This window comes from Glutamicibacter sp. AOP5-A2-18 (assembly GCF_052446055.1).
GTDB lineage: Bacteria > Actinomycetota > Actinomycetes > Actinomycetales > Micrococcaceae > Glutamicibacter.
The window spans coordinates 907,107-920,712 of sequence record NZ_JBQSVW010000001.1; the positions used below are offsets into that span (position 1 = coordinate 907,107).

Genomic DNA, 13,606 nt, shown 5'->3' on the forward strand with positions numbered 1-13,606 from the left:
AAACTCAGGCGGTTCAACTTGCGGCGCCAGTGCTCACGACGTTGCGGAATTCTCTTGAGAGAACACAACATTCTCTGCACCCCAAAACCATGGCTGAACGAAAAATTCTTTCATTCCACAACCGACCTCATCGGTTCAATCTGCTTTGCCCAAGGCCGACGAATCACTGGTGCTCTACTGAATGTGCAGATCGGTTAGTTAGTCTTAGAATCATGACTTCATCAGACACTGCGCCGGTCGCCATCATTTCTCGCAACGACGATTCTCGTATCGGCACACCTTTGCTGGTGTTCCTTCATGGCTACGGATCCAACGAACAAGATCTGATGGGACTCTCTCGATACTTACCCGAGGAATTCACTTATCTATCGGTGCGAGCACCGCTACCTGCTGGGTCCGGCTACAGCTGGTTCCCACTGTCTCAGGAAATCGATTATTCGACCGAAGCGGTGGGACAAAGCGTTCAGGCTCTGTGGTCTTTGTTGGAGCCATTGAGCGTGCAGCACTCGTCGGTGACTTTGCTCGGCTTCTCCCAAGGAATGGCCATGGCAACCTCATTAGCAAGGTTCCAGCCAGATGCCATTGGCGCAGTCGTAGGTCTATCAGGATTCGCTGTTGAGCCACAGGGACTAGAGATCTTTGACGACGCAACGGTGCAAGAAAATCCGATCCCGATGTTCTGGGGACGGGATCTCGCCGACCCGGTGATTACCCGCGACAAAGTTGAATACACCTTGGGATGGGTCTCGAAGCATACCGAGCTGACCAGCGAAACCTATCCACAGATCGGTCACTCGGTTAGCAAAGAGGAACTTGAGGACGTAGACACGTTTCTCAAGAAGGTTGTACTCGGGCAGTAAAGATTACTGCTGTTGCGAGGTGACCTTTACACATTCGCCATTCACGCAGACAACGTCGCCCGGGCGGATCTGCGCACCGCGGCGGGTATCAACAGCTCCGTTGACGGTAACAACGCCCTCGGAAATAAGCTCTTTGGCGTGGATGCCGTCTTCGGCGAGGGATGCCAGTTTAAGCAGCTGGCCCAAGCGGATGGTTTCGTCGCGGATTTCTAGGTCAAAAGCTTCGTTGGCACTCATGGCTTCTATTCTTCCCTATATCTGACGCTTCGGCCGTCCAACAAAGCCAAGAGCGGGGAAGTTCACTTTTGCGTTACCCACATTCGCTTAGTCTCAGAGCCGTGGAAACGATACCCTTGAACGGTATGTATTTTTCTACGGACCGCAACCAGCGGCCTCGTAATTTCCATTGGAGTTGATATGGCGCCACAGTCCAAGCTAGACCAGGTAATTTCCCTCGCAAAGCGTCGAGGATTCGTTTTCCAGGCTGGTGAAATTTACGGTGGTTCCCGTTCCGCATGGGATTACGGACCCCTGGGTACTGAACTCAAAGAAAACATCAAGCGCGAGTGGTGGCAGAACTTTGTCCGCGGACGCGAAGACATGGTGGGTCTGGACTCGTCGATCATCTTGCCAAAGGCAGTCTGGGAAGCATCGGGACACGTGGCTACCTTCACCGATCCACTGGTCGAGTGCATCCAGTGCCACAAGCGTCACCGCCAGGATCACCTGATTGAGGCCTTTGAAGCCAAGAAGGGACGTCCAGCTAAGGACGGCATGAGCGAGATCGCTTGCCCTGATTGCGGCACCAAGGGACAGTTCACCGAACCGCAGAATTTCTCAGGCCTGATGAAGACCTTCTTGGGCCCAGTAGATACCGAAGCTGGCCTGGCCTTCATGCGTCCAGAGACTGCTCAGGGCATCTTCGTGAACTTCGCCAACGTGCTCACCGCATCACGTAAAAAGCCACCATTTGGTATCGGCCAAGTCGGTAAGGCCTTCCGTAACGAAATCACCCCAGGTAACTTCATCTTCCGTACTCGCGAGTTTGAGCAAATGGAAATCGAGTTCTTCACCGCTCCAGAAGATGCACCGAAGTTCTTCGATCAGTGGGTAACTGACTGCTGGGCATGGTTCCTGGATCTGGGCATCAAGGAAGAAAACCTGCGCCAGTTCGACGTGCCAGAAGACGAGCGCGCACACTACTCAGCCGGCACCATCGACTTTGAATACCGTTTCGGTTTCCAGGGTTCAGAGTGGGGCGAGCTGATGGGTGTTGCCAACCGCACCGACTACGACCTGTCCAGCCACGCTAAAGCTTCGGGCGCTGAACTCTCGTACTTCAACCAGTCCACCGGCGAACGATACACCCCTTACGTGATCGAGCCTTCCTTCGGTTTGACCCGTTCGATGATGGCGTTCTTGGTTGATGCGTACACCGAGGATGAAGCACCAAACACCAAGGGTGGCGTGGACAAGCGCACCGTGCTGAAGCTGGACCCACGTCTGGCTCCGGTCAAGGCTGCCGTCTTGCCACTAAGCCGCAACGAGAACCTTTCGCCAAAGGCCAAGGCACTGGCTGCCGAGCTGCGCAAGCGCTGGAACATCGACTTCGATGATGCCGGTGCGATCGGTCGCCGTTACCGCCGTCAGGATGAGATCGGTACCCCGTTCTGCATCACCGTGGACTTCGATACCCTCGATGATCAGGCTGTGACCATTCGCGAGCGCGACACCATGGCTCAGGAACGTGTTTCCTTGGACCAGGTCACCGCCTACCTTTCCGAGCGTCTGAACGGAGCCTAGAGCCCGATGAACGAACTGGAATTCCGTGACTGGCGCATAGGCGATGACCTGGAACTGCTACAGGTTTTTGGTGATCCGCGCTCGCCGCAGGCCCATCAGGACCGCACCATGCTGCGCGAGAACAGCGACGCGCCGTTCTCTCGCACGCTGGTAGCCACCGTTGATGGCGTGGCCATCGGCGCTGGTGTGGTGTTTGCCTCCTCGTTACACCCACAGCGTTTGTGGCTTTACGTCGAAGTTGCCTCCGAGCAGCGTCGAAGCGGTGTAGCCACCGCGTTGGTTCAGCAGCTGCGCAAGCAGATTCCGGCCGATCAAGCCCAGCAGCTCAAGGCTCGCTACACGGTGACCCCGGGCGATCCGGCCGAGGCGGCAGCAGCTTTCTGCAAGGCGCTGGGGCTGAACGAAATTCAGGTGTCCCGCGACGTGATCTTGGAGCCAGGTGCCTTGGCGGAACCGGTGTTCGACACCAACGATCGGGTGATCGAGGATCTGTCTACCGGTAGCGTTGAGCTGACCAAGCTGGTCATGGACTTCTATAACGAGGTCCATGAGCAGTGGGATCCGTCCAAGATGACCGTGGGTTCGGCCCAGCGCATGCTGTTGGACGAGCACACCGGCGCCCAGGGGGCATTGGTGTTGCGCGATAAGCCTAGGAGTGAAGGCGGAGTGCCGCTGGCCTTTGCAGTCAGCTACGTTCCGGCTCGCGAGGATGCTCCCTCGGATGTTTTGGTGGGCCACAATCCTGCCTTCTCCGAAGAAGAAGTAGCCGAGGCTGTTCGCGATATGGTCGCGATGCTGATCTATCAGTACCCAGTGAAGTTGGAAGTGGACTCCTCGATGTTCATCCTGGCTTCGCTGATTGATGCCTTGGCTGGTGTTGAACAAGCAACGGTCATTTCGACAACGCATATTCTGGCCAGCGACGCAGTTGCCTAGCGCCTAAGAATCGCAACGGGACCCAGTACAGAAACTTGAACTGGGTCCGGAAGTTGGACTCACTAAATAATAGTCCTGCTCAGGCTGCAAGGGTATGACACCGATATTCCATCGGAGTCATACCCTTCAGTCGTTCCTGACGACGACTGCTGTTGTACCAATCGATATATGCTTCAATCTCCACTTTGAGCTCCGCAAAATCTGCGAAATGCTCTCCATGAAACATCTCTGACTTGAGATTAGCAACTTCATACACTTCGAGTGAGGCACCTCCTGTTGATGTTCGGCCAACAGTTGTGCTTGAGCCTTTGGTGATTTTGTAGGATACGCCTGGATCGAGCCATTTCTTTGGGTAGGAGCCAGCCATGAAGACTGCCTTGCCTTTTGAAACGCTTGCATGATTTTCTACCTCACTACACGACGCGGAGGATGCGATGTCGAGGTAACCTTTGTTATCCGCAGCTGCTGCTGGAAAGCAATTCCTGATACCAGCAGAGCTGAAGCCCCTAATGCCAGAATTCTGTGTAGTGGCTTCATTTTGTTTCCTCAATTTCGAAAATAGACACAGCAAGCTCAACTCTCCCCGTAACGTCCAGAGCGTCGGGTAACTCTGTTGGGCTTAGTGCTCTTGTGGTGAACATTTCAACAGAATTTTTTGTACAAGAATCCGATTGAATACCTGATTTCAATGGTTCAGAATCTGCACTGAAGTCAACACGCCAAAGATCTCCTTTTTCATCGGAAGTACGACACATGTAAGAAACAAGCAACGACTTCTTGTTCTTCCCAGAGATACTTGGGATGCTCAACTCACCGTCCGGCTCAATTAATCCTTGAGTGACAAATATCAGTTCAGGATCAGAAGATTCGTCGTTGCGCTTCTTAGTGAGTTCAGTGAGACGGGCAGGGTCAAATGATTCATAGACTGATTGAACTTCCTCAATTTCGGCTGTCTTCTCGGGGCTTTCCGCCGTTGCCGTTGCAGCAGAGGGGTTGGCTGATGGTTCAGCTGGAGCCTCCGTGCATGCTGTGAAAAGTAGCGGCGAGGCAAGCACTAAAGCCGTTACCCCGGCTTTAGAGCGAGTGCCAAGTGAATGATTTGGTTTCATAACTTATCTCTAACTCAGATTTACGAATAATGAGCAAAAGGCTACACCGTAAAGTGCCGTTCTGACTAAAATTTATGTGAATCTTGTAACTTTTAAGATTAGATGGCAACTTACTTTGCTCTTTGGACTAAATGATTCCAAAGTGTTCAACGCTCTACTGCCGCTAGGCGATGACTCGGTAGCCGTTGCCTTTGGCTTTTTGGATGGCCAGATAGAAGAATCCGAGGATGCCCAGGGGTACGGCCATGAAGTTGAGCAGCAAGAAGACCATAATTCGCAGTGCCAGGGCAATGAGGAAGAGTTGCCCCCCAGAGCAAGATTCCGACTAGTCCGTCGCGGAGTAGGTCGGTCAGGCAGAAGTATGTTTCCCGGGCCAGGGGGAAGAAAAGCACGTTTGCACCGGCAAAGATCCAGATGCTCAGGTCTGCGGGGTTGCCCATGGAGTAGTTAAAGGCCATGAAGGCGCCCCAGAATGAACTGGGTCCCGTTGTTGTTTACCTGCAGTTATTCTTGCCCGACTAGGGTGAATCCATGAGCAGTAAGCAACAGGCCACTCATGGCTCGGCCGGGGAAGTTTTTCGCGTCTTCTTGAAGCTGGGGTTAACTTCTTTTGGTGGCCCCATCGCGCATTTGGGTTACTTCCGCACCGAGTTGAGCGAACGTCGCCGATGGGTGAACGACGAGCAGTATGCCCAGTTGGTGGCGCTGTGCCAATTTCTTCCTGGCCCGGCCTCTAGCCAAGTCGGGTTTGCCTTGGGCCTGTATCGTGCCGGACTGCGTGGCGCACTGGCCGCTTTTCTTGCCTTCACGCTGCCCTCGGCGGCGATACTGACACTCTTTGCTTACGGTGCCTCACTGTTCTCCGGAACGATCGGGCACGGGATGCTCTCTGGGCTGAAGATTGTCGCTGTGGCGATCATCGCTCAGGCGGTACTGGGCATGGCCAAAAGTCTGACACCGGATGCTACCCGGGCGTCAATCGCGGTGGTGGCAGCGCTGGCCGCACTGCTGTTGGGTGGGAGTCTGGGACAGGTGCTGGCGATCGTGTTGGGTCTGATCGCCGGCTACTTTTTGTGCCGGGTCCCGCCAGCGGCGCGGGCAACGGATGCTGTGGTGCCACTGCGATTTGCGGTGAGTCGACGTACCGGAATTTTGAGCCTGACCGTCCTGTTCTTATTGCTGGTGGGTACCCCGATAGTGGTATCGGTGGCAGGGTGGGACTCCCTAGCGCTCTTCGACGCGTTCTACCGCTCCGGTGCCCTGGTTTTTGGTGGCGGGCACGTGGTGCTACCCCTGTTGCAAGGGGCCGTAGTGGACACCGGTTGGGTGCCGAACCAGAATTTCTTGGCCGGCTACGGCGTGGCGCAGGCTGTGCCGGGACCGTTGTTTACCATCGCTGCTTATTTGGGGGCGATCAGCACGGTGGGACCCGGTGGGGTGTTGGGTGCCTCGATTGCGCTGTGTGCGATCTTCCTTCCCGGCTTCTTGCTGCTGGTAGGGGTCTTGCCCTTCTGGAATCTTGTGGCAGGTCATCGCCGGGTGCAGGCCTTGATGCGTGGAGCGAATGCCGCGGTGGTAGGAATTCTGGCGGCCGCCTTGTACTCGCCGGTGTTTACCAGCGCGGTGACCGGGCCGGGGCAGTGCGCATTGGGCCTGCTGTGCTTTGTGTTGCTGGTGTCTTGGAAGCTTCCGCCGTGGAGCGTGGTGGTGATTGGGGCGCTGGGCGGGGTGCTTATGGAGCTGGTTGGAGCTTAACGACCCTGGTGCCGGCGATCAGATCATGTGGTGCGCGACCCTCAGCTTCAAAGGCAACCAGCAGCAGGTAGAGCACCGGTAAGAGGTCAGCGAAAATAGCCACCGCATAAAGCCAGGACGGGAATTCGGTGCTGCCGGTGGACGCAATGGCCACGAAGTTCCAGACACTAAAGTGCGCGATCTCCCATGGCAATAGCTTGGTGACGGTGCGTAGCAAAATCTGCGCCGTGGATGCTCGGCCGCCGGTGCGCCGGTTAACAACGTGTAGGCGCATTCGGCGTTTGCCGAGCGTGGCGGCAGCTGGGGAAGCTTCACTGAGGAACAGGTAGATCCCCACGGGTAATACCAGTACGAGGAAACCCAAAAGTTGTGCCCCGGCCACGCCTAGCTGGAGCCAGTTGTAGAACTCACCGGTCACTAGCCACAGCAACGTGGTGATCACCGCGAGCACCAACATCCACCCGAGGATCACCAAGTAGTCCACGAGCGAAGCCAGTACCCGGCTGACAAAACTCGGTCTCGTTGCGCGTTGCTTTGTCATCATGCCAGCGGGGTGAAGTTGAACTGGCCTTGTTCATCGGCCACGGCTAAGAGCGATCCGGAATGGGTGGCCAGCGCTTCTAAGAGGCGATTGGTCAGTTCGTCACCCCATTCTTCGGGCAACGGCGGATGGCTTGAGACGATCCACCGTACTTCCAAACCTTCGGTGAGCTGTAGGGCGGATAACAACTGCTCACTGCCCTGCGGTGCTACGAGGATCAGCCTTCGGCGCGCCTCAGGTTCTAGCGGAGTGAGCTTCTCCCGGTCCGATTTCCACAGTGCGAAGTGATAGGCCGAAACGCCCACGGTCGCCAGCAACCAGCCCAGTGGGGCGCGGATATAGTCCAGCATATTCAACGCAGGGCTGGCTGCACCCACCAGCATTTCGAAGACCCGATAGCCGACAATCAGCAGTGCCACCAAGGCAACAACGGCACTGACGCCGAAGAACAGCACCAGGTACACGCGACGAGATTCAGGTTCGGACTGGGAACCAGGCTGGAAGTACGTCACCCAGAACACGGTGCCCACCAAGACCAACGCAATGCCGGTGCGTAATACCGCCGGTGCGGTGTCGGTATTCAGCGGGGAGCTGATGGAAGCCAGCAGTGCGTTGACGACCATGCCCAGGCCACTGGCCAGTATCGCCAGCGAGATACCGCTAATGATCTGGCGGGATACGCGAGTAACTAGTGGTGACCGGCCGGCAAGTTGCCCGTGGTGATACATCCAGAAAATCGCGCCCGTCAGTAGCGCGGAGATGGCCAGCGGGCCGAAACTGGCGAATCGATCACCCATGGCGGTGGAATCCCAGGGCAACGGGAGGATGATATTCAGCGTCGCAGCGGCGGCCAATAATGCGGTTAGGGCGGCCAGAGCGACGCCGAGCAACATCACTACGAAGGAGGCGAAGATATCGCGCAGTTTCTGGACTTGTAGCATTTTCCAATGCCAGAGCCACAGTATGCTCGCGCCTAAAACCCAGATCACCGCGCCCAGCAAGCGAGGCAGTGGTCCTTGACCGACCAAAATGGCCTGTGGAACAAAGACCAGCTCAAGTGCGGTGCGTAGTGCCACCACCAGCGAATATCCTGCCAGCACCAGGGCGTAGGCGTTGCCGAGGGTCACAGCCAGGTGGGGGAGTTCGCTTGGCACATACTTTGGCGTGGTAAGCATCTTGAACTGCCAGAGCCCGATCGCACCCCAGCCAAGGACCAGACCAACCTGATCTTGCCAGCCCTGTGATGCGCCACCGCCTATCAGGCTACCGAGCAGCTGCAACACAGCGGTGGAAGAGATCACCAGGGCAATCAGATAGACCGCCGATCCCTGCAGGGACCAGATCGCCGCCTCGGTGGGCTCGGCGTTCAAAAGCTTCTTGCGGATCCATAACCACAGCGCCCACACCAACGGTCCGGGGATGATAGTGAAGGCCAGCGCGGTGGCCAACAGAAGCTGACGGTCATCATTCACCGCTGGAGCACTCAAACCCATGCTGATCAGTAATGACAGCCCGGTGCCCAAAAGTAGCAGCAGGAGCATGAGCAAACCGTGCTGGATGAGGGCGCGCAGGGCGCTGGCGGTGCGTGTGCTCATGGTGTGAGCCCCAATTCCTCTTTGGTGCACAGGCTCATTTGCCACGGGGCGGCGGTGATCAGCCAGGCGCCGTCGATTTTCGCCAGTTCGAAGTTCTCCTGAGCCTCGAAGGGATCGATAAGCAGCGCGCCGTCGGTGGCGTAGGTGATGGATACGGTGATGGTGGAGCTGCGATCCGTGGTCACTTCGCGCAGCAAATTCACCTGAGCACTGGCCTTCTGCGGTTCGTAGTAATTGCAGTCCTGCTTGTCTTTTCCGTTCTCGACAAGCCCCTGTGCCGTGGCCAAATCCGCGGACTGATAGGCCAAGACATAACGCTGGATGACGCCCACCGGGGTGTCCGCGTCACGCAGTGGTGGGGCCGGGCGCAGTGAAACTACGATCGCCGCGAGTATTATCAAGCCCACACTCACCGCCACCAGGGTGATCAAAGCACCCTTGGCCGGCACGGAAAAACTGGTCATAGCCTAATTTTCTGATATTGCTGATGGATAAACCAGTGGTGCGAGATTGCGGTTTGATCAAGATCTCAGCGCGGAATTTGCTGCCATCGGCAATAATGGATAGGTGACGATCCTGACTGATGCACCGAATGACACCCCAACTTTGAAGCTGCCACCTTTGCAGCTGGGCAAGCTCACCATTAATACCCCGGTGGTTCTTGCGCCCATGGCTGGGGTGACCAACCGCGCCTTCCGCCGGCTGTGCCGCGAATACGGCGGCGGGCTATTTGTCACCGAAATGGTGACCGCCCGCGCGTTGGTGGAACGCAACCCAGAGTCGTTGCGCATCATTTCGCACGATCCGGACGAAGAGATTCGCTCCATCCAGATCTACGGTGTGGACCCAGGAACCGTGCGTGCGGCAGTGCGCATGGTGGTGGATGAGAACCTCGCCGATCACGTGGATCTGAACTTCGGCTGCCCGGTGCCCAAGGTGACCCGCAAGGGTGGCGGCTCGGCCCTTCCATGGAAGACCGACTTGTTCACCTCGATTATTGAGGCTGCTACCTCCGAGGCTGCCAAGGGCGATATACCGCTGACCGTAAAGGTACGCACCGGTATCGACAAGGACCACCTGACCTATCTGGAGTCCGCCAAGATCGCCCGCGATCATGGCGCCGCAGCAGTAACCCTGCACGCGCGCACCGCGGGCCAGTACTACGCCGGCCACTCGGACTGGGACGCAATCACCACCCTGCGCGAAGCCATGGATGACATGCCAGTGCTAGGCAACGGCGATATTTTCAGCGCCGAAGATGCGATCAATATGGTCGAACAGACCGGTGCTGCCGGCGTGATGGTGGGACGCGGCTGCCAGGGCCGACCATGGATTTTTGGTGACCTGCAGGCCGCTTTTGAGGGCCGCTCGGATCGCTTCCGTCCCGGCGTGCGCAAGGTCGCTGACACCGTGTACCGTCATGGCCAGCTACTGACCGAATTCTTCGAGGATGAGGGCAAGGGCATGCGCGATATCCGCAAGCACATCGCCTGGTACTTTAAGGGCTACCCAGTGGGCGGAGAAATCCGTTCGCAGCTGGCCCAGGTGCCATCCTTGGCAGTGCTTCGTGAGCTGTTGGACCAGCTGGATCTTGACTTGCCATACCCCGGGGATGCCGCCGAAGGTACCCGTGGGCGTGCCGGTCACCCCAAGAAGACTCACGTGCCCGACGGCTGGTTGGATAACCGCGAGATGAGCGATGCGCATCGCGAAATGATCAAGGCCGCAGAGCTCGACGTTTCCGGCGGTTAATCGCCACTGGTGGATAACGCAGTGTGCAGGCCAAAGTGTCACTAGACTAGGTAACATGACTCAGATCCCCGGATATACCGAAGCCGATTCGCAACGGTGGGTGCCCGAGCCAGCTAAAAAGTCCTACCGTACCGCTTTTGAGCGCGACCGTGCCCGCGTGCTGCACTCTTCGGCGCTGCGCCGGTTGAGCGCCAAAACCCAGGTGGTCGCGCCCAATCAGAATGACTTTGTGCGCAACCGGCTAACCCACTCGTTGGAAGTTGCCCAGGTGGGACGAGAGCTCGGGGCGGCCTTGGGCTGCGACCCGGATGTGGTGGATACCGCCTGCCTCGCCCATGATCTAGGCCATCCGCCCTTTGGACACAACGGGGAAGTAGCGCTGGATCAATTGGCTGCCGGGATCGGCGGATTTGAAGGCAACGCCCAAACTCTGCGCCTGCTCACCCGGCTGGAAACAAAAACCTTCAGGCACAACGGGCATTCGGCCGGACTGAATCTTTCGCGGGCCTCCCTTGATGCGGCCTGCAAATACCCATGGCTGAAGGCCGATGCGCCGGAAGTTAACGGCAAAAAGACCAAGAAGTTCGGCGTATATGAAGATGATGCCCCGATCTTCAACTGGCTGCGCAATGTGCCCGAAGCTGCGTCCGGCGTGGTCTGCATGGAAGGCCAGGTCATGGACCTCGCCGATGACATTTCCTACTCGGTGCACGACGTGGAAGACGCCATCGTTGGTGGCCAGCTACAGCTTCGTTGGCTCAAGCAGGATCTGCCACGCGAACGCGCCCTGCAGGTCACCAGGGACTGGTACCTGCCGGTGACCGATGAGGCCGACATTGAGGCGGCGTTGCGCCGGTTAGAGTCCAGCGACGAATGGGTTTCACACTTTGATGGGTCCCGGCGATCCATGGCTGGCCTGAAGGATATGACCAGCCAGTTTATTGGTCGCTTCGCAGCCGCCGCCATGGATGCCACGCGCACCCGCTACGGCACCGGAAACCTCACCCGTTACAACGCAAGCTTGATTGTGCCCGAAGAAACCCAGCATGAAATTGCGGTGATGAAGGGTATCGCCGCCAGCTACGTGATGACCTCCGAGGTACGCCAGCCGCTGTATCTGGACCAGCGCACCTTGCTGACCCAGCTGGTAGAACTGCTTGTTGAAACGGGTAGGGATAATCTGGAGCCAATTTTTGCTGCGGACTGGGAAGATGCGGCCGATGAGGCAGCCCAGCTGCGCGTTGTGATCGACCAGGTCGCTTCGCTCACCGACATTTCAGCCACCGAGTGGCACTCATATCTGGTCAAGGGCGAAGCCCCTGAAGCACAACTGTTTTAGAAGGGAATCATGGCAGGGCTGATCAAGCGTGAAGATATCGACGAGGTGCGCAACCGCAGTGACTTGCGCGAGGTCGTTGAATCTTATGTCACGCTCAAATCCGCGGGCATCGGCTCGTATAAAGGCCTGTGCCCTTTCCACGACGAGCGCAGCCCGTCCTTCCATATTCGCCCGCAACTAGGCACCTTCCACTGCTTCGGTTGTGGTGAGTCGGGCGACGTCATCGCCTTCATTCAAAAGATGGACCACTCCTCGTTCACCGAGACCGTGGAGCTGCTCGCTGCCCGGATCAACTATGAACTGCACTATGAAGATGGCGGTCCAGGCCCGCGCCGTGAAGACTACGGCAAACGCCAGCGCCTGGTGGACGCACACAAGATCGCCGAAGAATTTTTCCGCGCCCAGCTAGCCACCGAAGAAGGGGCCAAGGGCCGCGAATTTTTGACCGGTCGTGGATTTGACGCTGAAGTCACCACACAATTTTCGGTAGGATACGCGCCCAAGGGCTGGGACGCATTGCTTAAGCACCTGCGTTCCAAGGGTTTTGCGGATGAGGAATTGAAGCTGACCGGAATGTTCTCGGAAGGCAACCGAGGGATTTACGACCGGTTCCGCGGACGTGTCATGTGGCCAATCCGCGACCTGTCCGGAGCGACCATCGGTTTTGGCGCGCGCAAACTGTACGACGATGACCAAGGCCCGAAATATCTGAACACTCCGGAGACCTCCCTATATAAGAAGTCTCAGGTGCTCTATGGCCTGGACCTGGCCAAAAAGCAGATCTCCAAAAATCGGCAGATCGTGGTTGTGGAAGGGTACACCGACGTGATGGCCTGCCATTTGGCTGGCATCACCACCGCGGTGGCCACCTGTGGCACCGCTTTTGGCACCGACCACATTAAAATTGCCCGTCGTTTGCTGCAAGATGATGGCACCGGCGGTGAAGTGATTTTCACGTTTGATGGTGACGCTGCTGGGCAGAAGGCCGCGCTACGTGCCTTTGAGGAAGACCAGCGTTTTATCGCCCAAACCTATGTCTGTGTTGAACCCAGCGGAGCTGACCCCTGCGATCTGCGGTTGCACCGCGGCGATGAGGCAGTGCGTGAGCTCATTGAGCTTAAGCGTCCGCTGTTTGAATTTGCGATCCGTGCCGAGCTGAAAAAGTTCAACCTCAATACGGTGGAGGGGCGTGTGCAGGCTTTGCGGCAGACCGCGCCGATCGTTGCTGCGATCAAGGACTCGGCGATCCGTCCTGCGTACGCGCGAGAACTGGCCGGCTGGCTAGGGATGAACAACGAGGACGTGAACCGTTCCGTGGGTGCATCCATTAAGCGCGCCCGACTACCTAAAAATGCTGACCAGCAAGTTCCGGTTCCGGCGGCGGGTAACGAGCAGCAGGTGTCAGCCCCTGCCTTTGAACGCCCGGATCATCGTGATCCCGTGATGCGTTTGGAGCGCCAGGCCCTGGAAGTTGTCATCCAGCAGCCACAGCGTTTGGTCGATGAGCAGTGGCAGGCCTTCTTCGAGGCACGTTTTATGGCTCCGGCCCACTCGGCGGTACACGACGGGATTGTCGCGGCTTCAAGCGCCGGTGCTTCTGCAACCTCATGGGTCGAGGTGATCCGCGATGAGGTGCCAGAGCAGCTGCGTAGCTTCGTGTCGGAGTTGGCGGTGACCAGCATTCCGGCCCAGGACGAGCACAGCCTGAACCGCTATTGCGCAGACATCATCAACGGTTTGATTGAGCTTCAAATCACACACCGTAAGGCTGAGCTGATCGGGCGTTTGCAGCGCGCCGAGATGGAGCCAGAAGGTGAAGAATATGCCCAGATCAATAGGGAATTGATGGAGCTGGAGATGCGCCGAAGGATCCTGCGGGGGACCTAAGCGAGAGGATTTTGCATTAGCGAAAATCT

Annotated in this window: 13 protein-coding genes; 7 read left to right on the forward strand and 6 right to left on the reverse strand. The window is 57.3% G+C overall.

Annotated elements, in window-relative coordinates; all coding sequences use genetic code 11:
* The first annotated feature begins 212 nt into the window (after window positions 1-212).
* Window positions 213-860: an alpha/beta hydrolase gene (locus tag ACT3RW_RS04325; protein ID WP_444612932.1), complete on the forward strand. Its 648-nt coding sequence runs from the start codon at window positions 213-215 to the stop codon at window positions 858-860.
* 3 nt (window positions 861-863) lie between these two features.
* Here the strand turns inward: ACT3RW_RS04325 and ACT3RW_RS04330 are convergent, their stop codons facing one another.
* The gene (locus ACT3RW_RS04330) at window positions 864-1,097 is read right to left on the reverse strand and encodes an RNA-binding S4 domain-containing protein (RefSeq protein WP_131090069.1); all 234 of its coding nucleotides are present in this window, start codon (window positions 1,095-1,097) and stop codon (window positions 864-866) included.
* A 180-nt stretch (window positions 1,098-1,277) separates the two neighbouring features.
* On the opposite strand from ACT3RW_RS04330, the gene ACT3RW_RS04335 reads away from it, so the two are divergent.
* Both ACT3RW_RS04335 and ACT3RW_RS04340 read left to right on the forward strand, forming a co-directional pair.
* Entirely contained in the window at window positions 1,278-2,663 is a 1,386-nt protein-coding gene (locus ACT3RW_RS04335; RefSeq protein ID WP_131090068.1) for a glycine--tRNA ligase, read from the forward strand.
* Between the two features lie 6 nt (window positions 2,664-2,669).
* Window positions 2,670-3,599, forward strand: a complete 930-nt coding sequence (locus ACT3RW_RS04340) for a GNAT family N-acetyltransferase (protein ID WP_444612933.1) — start codon at window positions 2,670-2,672, stop codon at window positions 3,597-3,599.
* A 79-nt stretch (window positions 3,600-3,678) separates the two neighbouring features.
* Here ACT3RW_RS04340 and ACT3RW_RS04345 read toward each other — a convergent pair whose 3' ends face one another.
* Window positions 3,679-3,966, reverse strand: coding sequence for an integrase core domain-containing protein (locus ACT3RW_RS04345; RefSeq protein ID WP_444612934.1), 288 nt, complete (start codon window positions 3,964-3,966; stop codon window positions 3,679-3,681).
* 166 nt (window positions 3,967-4,132) lie between these two features.
* Window positions 4,133-4,708: a hypothetical protein gene (locus ACT3RW_RS04350; RefSeq protein WP_444612935.1), complete on the reverse strand. Its 576-nt coding sequence runs from the start codon at window positions 4,706-4,708 to the stop codon at window positions 4,133-4,135.
* A gap of 531 nt (window positions 4,709-5,239) precedes the next feature.
* Here ACT3RW_RS04350 and chrA point away from each other — a divergent pair.
* On the forward strand, window positions 5,240-6,463 hold the full coding sequence (chrA, locus tag ACT3RW_RS04355) for a chromate efflux transporter (protein ID WP_444612936.1): 1,224 nt from the start codon (window positions 5,240-5,242) through the stop codon (window positions 6,461-6,463).
* On the opposite strand, the gene ACT3RW_RS04360 is transcribed toward chrA, so the two are convergent.
* Genes ACT3RW_RS04360 through ACT3RW_RS04370 form a run of 3 tightly spaced genes read right to left on the reverse strand, consistent with a single transcriptional unit; the run spans window position 6,441 to window position 9,063 of the window.
* The gene (locus ACT3RW_RS04360) at window positions 6,441-7,004 is read right to left on the reverse strand and encodes an RDD family protein (RefSeq protein ID WP_444612937.1); all 564 of its coding nucleotides are present in this window, start codon (window positions 7,002-7,004) and stop codon (window positions 6,441-6,443) included. The two genes, chrA and ACT3RW_RS04360, sit on opposite strands and share 23 nt — an antisense overlap.
* Window positions 7,004-8,599, reverse strand: a complete 1,596-nt coding sequence (locus tag ACT3RW_RS04365; protein ID WP_444612938.1) for a DUF5671 domain-containing protein — start codon at window positions 8,597-8,599, stop codon at window positions 7,004-7,006. The genes ACT3RW_RS04360 and ACT3RW_RS04365 overlap by 1 nt, the downstream gene beginning before the upstream one ends.
* Window positions 8,596-9,063 carry a hypothetical protein gene (locus tag ACT3RW_RS04370; protein ID WP_444612939.1) on the reverse strand — a complete coding sequence of 156 codons (468 nt, stop codon included), beginning with the start codon at window positions 9,061-9,063 and terminating at the stop codon, window positions 8,596-8,598. Before ACT3RW_RS04370 ends, ACT3RW_RS04365 begins: the two co-directional genes overlap by 4 nt.
* Before the next feature lie 103 nt (window positions 9,064-9,166).
* Here ACT3RW_RS04370 and dusB point away from each other — a divergent pair, with 103 nt between their 5' ends.
* The 3 genes from dusB to dnaG are packed head-to-tail and all read left to right on the forward strand — an operon-like array spanning window position 9,167 to window position 13,577.
* On the forward strand, window positions 9,167-10,351 hold the full coding sequence (gene dusB / locus ACT3RW_RS04375; protein ID WP_444612940.1) for a tRNA dihydrouridine synthase DusB: 1,185 nt from the start codon (window positions 9,167-9,169) through the stop codon (window positions 10,349-10,351).
* 55 nt (window positions 10,352-10,406) lie between these two features.
* The gene (locus ACT3RW_RS04380; RefSeq protein WP_444612941.1) at window positions 10,407-11,690 is read left to right on the forward strand and encodes a deoxyguanosinetriphosphate triphosphohydrolase; all 1,284 of its coding nucleotides are present in this window, start codon (window positions 10,407-10,409) and stop codon (window positions 11,688-11,690) included.
* A gap of 9 nt (window positions 11,691-11,699) precedes the next feature.
* Window positions 11,700-13,577, forward strand: coding sequence for a DNA primase (dnaG, locus tag ACT3RW_RS04385; RefSeq protein WP_131090063.1), 1,878 nt, complete (start codon window positions 11,700-11,702; stop codon window positions 13,575-13,577).
* Window positions 13,578-13,606 lie beyond the last annotated feature (29 nt).